Genomic DNA, 9,302 nt, shown 5'->3' with positions numbered 1-9,302 from the left:
ACCGAGCCTAAGCGAGGTGCCGAGTGGTGGGGCAAGAGCCTTTTGGTTACTTTTGGGCTCCTTTCAAAAGTGACCCGCCGTAAGGGCGGAACCCATATCAGCCATCACCCAAATAACGGATATACACGCCATTTCAGAAACGCAAAAAAAACGCCCCGAACCAGTCGGGGCGTTTTCAGGCGATCAAGCTGCGGGGCCTTACTTACCCTGCCAGCGTTTCAGCACCAGGGTAGCGTTAGTGCCACCAAAGCCGAAGCTGTTGCTCATCACAGTGTTGATGGTCGCATCTTCACGGGTCTTGGTCAGGATCGGCATGTCAGCCACTTCCGGATCCAGTTCCTCGATGTTGGCAGAACCTGCCATGAAGTTGCCTTCCATCATCAGCAGGCAGTAGATCGCTTCGTGAACGCCAGCGGCGCCCAGGGAGTGACCCGACAGGCTCTTGGTAGAGCTGATCGCCGGTGCCTTGTCGCCGAATACCGCACGTACACCTTCCATTTCCTTGGAGTCGCCGACCGGAGTCGAAGTACCGTGGGTGTTCAGGTAGTCGATCGGGGTATCTACGGTAGCCATGGCCATCTGCATGCAGCGGATGGCGCCTTCGCCGCTTGGCGCAACCATGTCGTAGCCGTCGGACGTCGCGCCGTAGCCGACGATTTCCGCGTAGATCTTCGCACCACGGGCCAGGGCGTGTTCCAGCTCCTCGACCACCACCATGCCGCCACCGCCGGCGATGACGAAACCGTCACGCTTGGCGTCGTAGGCACGCGAGGCTTTTTCCGGGGTTTCGTTGTACTGGGTCGACAAGGCGCCCATGGCGTCGAACAGGAACGACTGGCTCCAATGTTCTTCTTCACCGCCGCCGGCAAACACGATGTCTTGCTTGCCTAACTGGATCTGCTCTACAGCAGTACCGATGCAGTGAGCACTGGTGGCGCAAGCGGAGGAGATCGAGTAGTTCACGCCCTTGATCTTGAACGGCGTGGCCAGGCAGGCGGAAACGGTGCTACCCATGGTCCGCGTGACGCGGTACGGGCCAACACGCTTGACGCCTTTCTCGCGCAGGATGTCCAGCGCTTCCATCTGGTTCAAGGTCGACGCGCCACCGGAACCGGCGATCAGGCCAGTACGCACGTTGGACACCTGGTCTTCGCTCAGGCCGGAATCGGTGATTGCGTCCCTCATGGCCAGGTAGGCGTAGGCGGCTGCGTGGCCGACGAAGCGATAGATCTTGCGATCAATCAGCTCTTCGAGGGGCAGGTCGATGGAGCCGGAAACCTGGCTACGCAGACCCATTTCGGCATATTCCGGGTTGAAACGGATGCCAGGGCGACTTGCACGCAGGTTAGCGGAGACGGTCTCTTTGTCATTGCCCAGGCACGAAACAATGCCCAGACCAGTGATAACGACGCGGCGCATGCGGATAACCCTTAAAAGTTGTCAGTGGAAGTGAATACGCCGACCCGAAGGCCTTCGGCAGTATAAATCTCGCGACCGTCGACAGTCACCGAACCATCGGCAATGGCCAGGTTCAGCTTGCCCTTGAGGACGCGCTTGATTTGAATGTTGTAGGTGACTTTCTTGGCGGTCGGCAAGACCTGGCCAAAGAACTTCACTTCGCCCGAACCCAGGGCGCGACCGCGGCCCGGCAGGCCTTGCCAGCCGAGGTAGAAGCCAACCAGCTGCCACATGGCGTCAAGGCCCAGGCAGCCCGGCATCACCGGATCGCCTTCGAAATGGCAGGCGAAGAACCACAGGTCAGGGGTGATATCCAGCTCGGCGACCAATTCACCTTTGCCGTACTTGCCACCCTCTTCGCTGATATGGGTGATGCGATCCACCATCAGCATGTTCGGGGCGGGCAGTTGCGCGTTACCTGGGCCGAACAGCTCACCGCGACTGCAGCGCAGCAGGTCTTCCCGAGTAAAGGCGTTTTGTTTGGTCATGCGAGCTCCTCAATAATCCCATGCGGCAGGGCAGGGTAAATCTTCCTGGCCGACGACGCGTTCATGCCTCATGTCGGCAGCCTACACATAGACTATTGCGTTGTAGTGAAAGTCACAGCGTCAAGGTCATGAATGTACACTTGTGCACTGAAATTATAAACCGGGCCGGTTTACGGGCCCGTTCGGGTGCCTAAGACTGCCGCACTTTCGTCTTTCACGCCAGTCGCAGTTGGCTGATGGCACCGTGTTACTGCACCCATCGCTGCAGGATTTGCTGCAAATCCGCGCGTTTGAACGGCTTTGCCAGGTAATCATTCATGCCTGCGGCCAGGCACGCTTCGCGGTCGCCCTGCAAGGCATTGGCCGTGAGCGCAATGATCGGCAGGTCGGCGCAGCCGGGCAACTGGCGAATCTGCCGGGTGGCCTCGTAGCCGTCGATGCCCGGCAGTCGGCAGTCCATCAGGATCGCGGTAAAGATCAGGCTCTCGGCACTGCGAATCGCTTCGGCGCCGTCGGTGGCGATGCTCACCTCGAACCCCAGGCTGCGCAGCATGGCTTCAACCACGGTGCGATTGACCGGATTGTCTTCCACCAGTAACACGTTGCGCCCTTCGCCCGCGCTGGCATTGCCTTCGGCATCCGGCGTGAGCACCGGCAGGCTCTGCTGGTAGATCGCCAGCGGGATTTCCAGGGTGAACACCGAACCCTGGCCCTCTTCGCTCTGGGCGCGCAGGGTACCGCCCATGCGTTCGGCCAAGGTGCGCGCGATGGGCAGGCCCAGCCCGGTGCCGCCGTAACGTCTTGAAATGGAACTGTCGGCTTGCTGGAATGCATCGAACATCATTTCCAGGCGTTCGGCGCAGATGCCAATCCCGCTGTCGCGCACGGTGCAGGTGAACCACAGCAATTCATGGTCCAGTGTTTGCCAGTGGGGCTCGACGGTGACGGTGCCGTGTTCGGTGAACTTGAGGGCATTGCCGATCAGGTTCACCAGGATCTGCCGGATACGGGTTGGATCGCCTTGTACCTGCAGCGAGCCCAGGCCCTGCGGGATCGGCACTGCAAGCGCCAGCCCGCGTTGCTGGGCAGCGTGCTGGAAGGCCTGGGCGCAACTGCTGATCAGTTCCACCAGGTCGAACGGAATGTGCTCCAACTCCAGGGCCGCGCGCTCGATGCGCGAGAAGTCGAGGATGTCGTTGATCACCTTGAGCAGGTGTTCGGTGGACTCCGAGGCCAGCGCCGCGTATTCGGTCTGCTCCTCGGTCATGTCGGTGGTTTCGAGCAGTTGCAGCATGCCCAGCACCCCGTTCATCGGCGTGCGCAGCTCATGGCTCATCATCGCCAGGAAGTCCGACTTGGCATTGTTGGCCCGTTCGGCTTCTTCGCGGGTCTGGATCAACTGGGCCATGGCCTGGTGCTGTTCGCGGCTGGCCTGGTTCAAACCGTCGGCCAGGTTATTGATGTGGCGCGACAGGTCGCCCAGTTCCGAGTCGTCCACGATGGGCAATGGCGTCTGGTAGTCGCCTTGCTGGATCGCCTTCACCGCATTGCCCATGGCGCTGATGGGCTGCGACAGGCTGGCCGCCAGACGCCGGGCCAGCAGGAAGGTAAACAGCAGGGCGAACAGCGCGAGAATCCCGGCCTTGAACAGGATTTCCTGCTGGCGCTGGCTGAACGCATCGTTGGACATGCCGACAATCACCCGGCCCAAGTAATCGGCGCGGTGCGCCTTGGGCTCGGCGCTGCTGTCCTGGAAGAAGTCATTGCCCAACTGGATATGTTGCAGGCGAATCGGCGCCTGGAAGACTTTCACCGACAGCGAGCGGTCGTGCTTCTCTGAAGGTTGCTCGACGTACACCAGGATGTTTTCCGAGCTGTCCTGAATTTCCAGGAAGCGTACATGCGGCGTGGCCAGTGTGGCGCGCAGCAGGCTTTCAAGTACGTCGTTGTTGCCGGAAATCACCCCGTATTCGGTGGCCGGCGCCAGTTGGTTGGCGATCAACTGGCCGGTGTGGTCCAGCTCCTGGCGCAAGTCCTGGATCCGCACGAAAGTAAAGAAACTGATCAGCAGCAGCGTCAGCAGGAGTGCCGGGCCCAGGGTAATGATCTGGGTACGGGTGTTGATGTCCCAACGGCGACGAAAGGTCATGGGCGGTTTTCTCCTTCGGCCAGGCGTGCGGCGACGTTGGTTTCGTCCACCTGTTCGATCCCCAGTGAGCGCGCAACCTGTGGGTTGCCAACGACTTTGAAACGTTCCGGGTACAGCGAGCGTGGCCAACTGGACGGTGTATGGTCCAGCAGGCGATCAAGCACGTTCAGCCAGTCGGCCTGGTCGCTATAGGTGCTGGCAAGGCTGCCGGCCTTGACGAACCCGGCGTTAGGCCCCACCAGTGGCAATTGCCTGGCGTAGCTACTGAGCAGCAGGTTTTTCGCGGTTTTCGGGTTGTAAAGCTCTGGATCGTCCAGCCCCAGCAGGACGTCGCTGTTCTTGAACAGGCTTTGCAGTGGGCGACTGTCATTAATGTTGTCCCAAAGCTGGGGCACGATCTGCAGGCCCATGGGCGCTGCGTATTGATAGAGCTCCTGGAGTAGAAACTCGCTGTCTTTGCTATACAGCACGCCGATACGATGGGCCTGGGGCAGGATGCCGGTGATCAGGCGCAGTTGGCGGTCCAGCGGCGGGTCGCTCCACAGCAGGCTGATCTTCGGTGGCACGCGGTCTCCCAGGCGCTGGCGGGCTTGCAGGCGACTGATGCGCAACACCAGGGTCGGCGGGCCTTGAGTGTCCTGCAGGCGCCAGTCGAGGCTGGGCAGGTCCAGCAGGATCAAGCGGGTGCCGGCCGGCAAATGTGCGGGGGCGGGGAGGTCTTTGAGCGCCGTGAACTTAACGCGGTCCTCGGGGCGCTGCTGGCTCAGGGCTTGTGCGAATGCCTGTACGCCTGCACCGTCTTCGGCAGCCGTCAGCAGGATATCCGCCGCCCATGCCGGCGCGGCAGCCAGTAAAACCCCAAGCAACACACAGCGCCGCCAAAGCCTGGCGGTAAAGGAGGGGGTCATCCGTGACGAGTCGCTGTCCACTAGAACTCTAACTCCGCACTGAAGTAGAGCACGTGGCGTTGGTCATAGTTGTTGTCGGGCCAGGTGGTGGGCTGATTGTCGAGCCGTTGCTGCAACATGCCGGCCAGCTCCACGTTGGCTTTGCCCAAGGCAATGCGCTTGGCCACCCGCAGGTCGACCCGTTCGAAGCGATACTGGTTGAGCGCATCGTCCCCATAGTAGAACACCGCGCTGGACCAGCCATGGCCCCATTCGCGCATCCAGCCGGCCGAGCCGCTGTTGCGGGCGGTTTGCTGTTTGTCCAGAGGGTTGGTGGCGCTGGCATCCACGTAAGCATAGGTGACGCGCAGCCGGTCGGCGGTGCTCATGTGCCAGTCGAGCTGGGTTTCGGTACCGGTAAAGCGCGAGCTGTTTGAGTTGCTGGCGATGTACTGGTTGTTGCGCAGCGGCTCGCTGACCATGTCGCTGATTTCGTCATAGAACAGCTTCACGTCCACGTTCAGCCCGATGTCGGCAAAAAAACCGTTGTAGCCCAACTCTCGGGAGCGCATCAGCTCTTTGTCGAGGTTGCCCGGGCCGCGGGTCACCACGAAGTACTGCCCGGAATTCTGGCCGTAGGCGGGCGAGCTGAGGTTGGTGACGCGGTAGCTCCAGTTGACGTTGTTCTCGAACATGTCTGGCGAGCGGATGGCTTCGGAGTACACCGCGCGCAGGCCGTGACGCGGGTTGATCAGGTAGTTGACGGCCACTCGGGGTGTCAGCGAATTGCCGCTCAGGTGGGTGTCTTCGTACATCGCACCGCCCTGCAGCAGCCAGTGTTCACTGGCGCGCCATTCGAGGTGGCCGAACAGGCGCCAGGTGGTGTCGTCCAGAGTGCCGTTGAAGTAAGTGTCGGAGTCGGCGCGGTCGTAGCGGTAGTTCATGCCGCTGACCAGGCGCAGGCTGTCGGACAGGCTGAGGGTGTCTTGCAGCTCCAGGTCGTAGCGGCTTTCCTTGGTGCTTTGGTCAATGTTGCCGCAGACGCTCTGGTTCGCGCCGTTGCGCCATTGGTTCAGGACCTGATTGCCCAATGCCTGTTCGGCGGCGGAGCCTGGCGGTGCCGAGCCCTTGCTGTACGTGTCCATGTGCCGGGCCAGTTGCTCGGCATAGTTGGGGTTGAGCTGCCACAGCTGGGTCAGCTCCGGGCTGAACGAAACCTTGGCATCGCAGGCGCGCCAGATCTGGCGGCGATCCCACTGCTGGGCCGAGCCCTGGATATACAGGCTGTGATCGGGGTTGAAGTCGATATTCCAGCGCAGGGAGCCGGCGTAATCCTTGGCGCTGACGTCGGAATTGTCGCCGCCTTCGGTAATCCCGTCGAACACCGGTTGGTAGGTGTACGGGCGTTGGTTGGTGCCTTCCTTCGCATCCAGTTGCCAGTCGATGCTTTGTTGCGCATTCAGGGTCTGGCTCACGGCCAGGCTGAAGCGGCTCAGGCGGCGACCGTCGCGGCGGTCGGCGCCCACGCGGTCGCTGTCAAAACCGTCGTCCTGCTGCCCCGACAGCGACAGGCGCAAGTCGCCGGTTTCCCAACCCATGCCCTGGCTGGCGTACCAGTCGTTGATCCCGCGTCCGCCCTGGGTGAGTTTCATCCGGGTGCCGTGGCTGTTGGCCGGCGAGCGGGTGAGGATATTGACCACCGCCATCAGTGCGTTGGCGCCGTAGCTGACGGTGTTGGGGCCGCGGAATACTTCGATGCGGTCGATGTCTTCCAGGGCTACCGGGATATCGCTCCAGTCCACCGTCGCCAGGCCCGCCCGGTAGACCGAGCGACCATCGATCAATACCTGCATGCGCCGGGCGTCGCCGGCCTGGGTGCCGTGGTAGTTCACAGCGGCCTGGTTGCCGGTGGTGTAGCCGACCATCATCCCGGGCACCAAGCGCAGCAGTTCGGGGATGTCCCGCGCACCGCTGGCCTTGATCAACTCGCTGTCGATCACCGTCATACTGCCGGGCACCACGGCGGCCGATTGCCTGAGCCGGGTAGCCGTCAGCACCTGCGGCAGCGGCTGGCTGTCGAGAAACAGGTCGTCGGCCAGCAACGGCGCACTGCACAGCGGCATGCACAACAGCGACAGCAAAAGAGATGAACGAGGAGGAGGGCCCAAATACACGGCACGGCCTTGATAATTACGGATAGCCGCCCATGTTAACTGAGGTGGGGCCTTTTGCCAGTCGTCGGCCCTGTAATTACTTCGCACAAATGTCGCATTTTCCGACAAGCGTTTGAATTGACGCGGGGGCTGGCCGCAGGCGGGTCGCTCCGTATAATGCGGCCATCGCCACTGCTATGGATGAACGGATTGCATATGACTGAACAGCGCCCTATTGCGGTCCTGGGAGGCGGAAGTTTTGGTACCGCCGTGGCTAATCTGCTGGCTGAAAACGGTCACCGGGTGCGTCAATGGATGCGTGACCCCGAGCAAGCCGACGCCATTCGGGTCAACCGGGAAAACCCCCGTTACCTTAAAGGCATCAAGATTCTGCCCGCCGTGGAGCCGGTGACTGATTTGCTGGCGACGCTGAACGAGTGCGACCTGTGCTTCGTCGCGCTGCCGTCCAGTGCCTTGCGTTCGGTGCTTGCGCCTCATGCCGAACGGCTGGCGGGCAAGCTGCTGGTGAGCCTGACCAAGGGCATTGAGGCGCATACCTTCAAGTTGATGAGCGAAATCCTTGAAGAAATCGCCCCCGAGGCGCGTATTGGCGTGTTGTCCGGGCCGAACCTGGCGCGGGAAGTGGCAGAGCACGCGCTGACGGCCACCGTGATTGCCAGTGAAGACGAGGAACTGTGCGAGCGGGTGCAGGAAGTGCTGCACGGTCGCACCTTCCGCGTGTATGCCAGCGCCGACCGCTTTGGTGTCGAGTTGGGCGGAGCGTTGAAAAACGTCTACGCGATCATCGCCGGCATGGCGGTTGCGCTGGGCATGGGCGAAAACACCAAGAGCATGCTGATCACCCGCGCCTTGGCCGAGATGACGCGCTTTGCGGTCAACCAGGGTGCCAACCCGATGACGTTCCTGGGGCTTGCGGGTGTGGGCGACCTGATCGTTACTTGCTCGTCTCCAAAAAGCCGCAACTATCAGGTAGGTTTTGCCCTTGGCCAGGGCTTGAGCCTGGAAGATGCCGTCACCCGATTGGGCGAAGTGGCCGAAGGCGTCAACACGCTGAAAGTACTGAAGGCCAAGGCTCAGGAAGTTGGGGTGTACATGCCGCTGGTCGCGGGTTTGCACGCGATTTTGTTTGAGGGGCGCACCTTGAACCAGGTGATCGAGTTGCTGATGCGGGCTGAACCTAAAACTGATGTCGACTTTATTTCCACCAGCGGTTTTAACTGAGGAGCGCGTGATGAACGATCCGAAAGCAGCACCCAAATATGAGTCCATCGGCCTGCGTGTTCTGTGGATGCTGGTGTTTGCCCTGGTGTGGCAAGTGGCGCAGTTTCTGCTGGGAGCGTTGGTGGTGGTGCAACTGGTTTACCGCCTGGTGTATGGGGCGCCGAACCTTGGGCTGATGAATTTTGGTGACAGTTTGAGTCAGTTTTTGGCGCAGATTGGGCGGTTTGGCAGTTTTCACAGTGACCAGAAACCTTGGCCGTTTGCTGATTGGCCGACGCCGCGTGCGCCGGAAGGTGAGGCCGCCCACAGTGTGCCGCCTGCGCCGCATCCGGTGCGTGATGAGGAACCGAAGCTATGAAGGTGTGGGTGTTGCGTCACGGTGAGGCCGAGGGGCATGCGCGCACGGATGCCGAGCGTAATTTGACGGCGCATGGGCGTGAGGAGGTTTTGCGCAGTGCGGGGCATCTGATCGGGCAGCCGATTCGGGCGATTATTGCCAGCCCGTATGTGCGGGCGCAGCAGACGGCGCAGTTGGTGCGTGAGGCGTTGGGGTTTGAGCCCGAAATTCGTACGGTGCCCTGGTTGACGCCCGAGAGTAATCCGCTGGAGGTGCTCAAGCATCTCGACAATGACGATGATGTCTTGCTGGTTAGTCATCAGCCGTTTGTGGGGGGGCTGATCAGTTATTTGCAGCATGGGCATTTGCGGCAGCCGCAGCCTATGAGTACGGCGAGTTTGGCTGAGTTGGAGGGGGATTTTCCGTTGGCGGGGTTGATGAGTCTTCTGGGTGTTCGGAATTCTTAGGCTGGGGGTATATCCGTTATTCAGGTAACGGCTGATATGGGTTCCGCTCTTACAGCGGGTCACTTTTGAAAAGCGCAAAAGTAACCAAAACGCTCTGCCCCGCCTGTCGGCACCTCGCTTA

Annotated in this window: 8 protein-coding genes; 3 read left to right on the top strand and 5 right to left on the bottom strand. The window is 61.0% G+C overall.

The window, feature by feature from the left end; all coding sequences use genetic code 11:
* Positions 1-198: 198 nt before the first annotated feature.
* The 5 genes from fabB to ACZRN6_RS36105 form a co-directional block, all read right to left on the bottom strand.
* Complete coding sequence (gene fabB / locus ACZRN6_RS36125) at positions 199-1,419, bottom strand: beta-ketoacyl-ACP synthase I (protein ID WP_322146453.1); 1,221 nt, start codon at positions 1,417-1,419, stop codon at positions 199-201.
* Between the two features lie 11 nt (positions 1,420-1,430).
* Positions 1,431-1,946, bottom strand: coding sequence for a 3-hydroxyacyl-[acyl-carrier-protein] dehydratase FabA (gene fabA, locus ACZRN6_RS36120; RefSeq protein ID WP_003210552.1), 516 nt, complete (start codon positions 1,944-1,946; stop codon positions 1,431-1,433).
* A 247-nt stretch (positions 1,947-2,193) separates the two neighbouring features.
* On the bottom strand, positions 2,194-4,095 hold the full coding sequence (locus tag ACZRN6_RS36115) for an ATP-binding protein (RefSeq protein ID WP_464009948.1): 1,902 nt from the start codon (positions 4,093-4,095) through the stop codon (positions 2,194-2,196).
* Positions 4,092-5,003, bottom strand: coding sequence for an ABC transporter substrate-binding protein (locus ACZRN6_RS36110; RefSeq protein ID WP_464009947.1), 912 nt, complete (start codon positions 5,001-5,003; stop codon positions 4,092-4,094). The genes ACZRN6_RS36115 and ACZRN6_RS36110 overlap by 4 nt, the downstream gene beginning before the upstream one ends.
* A 20-nt stretch (positions 5,004-5,023) precedes the next feature.
* Positions 5,024-7,156: a TonB-dependent receptor plug domain-containing protein gene (locus ACZRN6_RS36105; RefSeq protein WP_464009946.1), complete on the bottom strand. Its 2,133-nt coding sequence runs from the start codon at positions 7,154-7,156 to the stop codon at positions 5,024-5,026.
* Positions 7,157-7,351: 195 nt separating this feature from the next.
* Here ACZRN6_RS36105 and ACZRN6_RS36100 point away from each other — a divergent pair, with 195 nt between their 5' ends.
* The 3 genes from ACZRN6_RS36100 to sixA are packed head-to-tail and all read left to right on the top strand — an operon-like array spanning position 7,352 to position 9,181.
* Complete coding sequence (locus ACZRN6_RS36100) at positions 7,352-8,377, top strand: NAD(P)H-dependent glycerol-3-phosphate dehydrogenase (RefSeq protein ID WP_464009945.1); 1,026 nt, start codon at positions 7,352-7,354, stop codon at positions 8,375-8,377.
* Between the two features lie 7 nt (positions 8,378-8,384).
* Complete coding sequence (locus tag ACZRN6_RS36095; protein ID WP_177008480.1) at positions 8,385-8,735, top strand: DUF4389 domain-containing protein; 351 nt, start codon at positions 8,385-8,387, stop codon at positions 8,733-8,735.
* The gene (sixA, locus tag ACZRN6_RS36090) at positions 8,732-9,181 is read left to right on the top strand and encodes a phosphohistidine phosphatase SixA (RefSeq protein WP_322146431.1); all 450 of its coding nucleotides are present in this window, start codon (positions 8,732-8,734) and stop codon (positions 9,179-9,181) included. The genes ACZRN6_RS36095 and sixA overlap by 4 nt, the downstream gene beginning before the upstream one ends.
* The last annotated feature ends 121 nt before the right edge of the window (positions 9,182-9,302 follow it).

This window comes from Pseudomonas sp. A125 (assembly GCF_055409485.1).
Note: the sequence above shows the minus strand (reverse complement) of the source record. Positions and strands in the feature narration are given on the sequence as shown.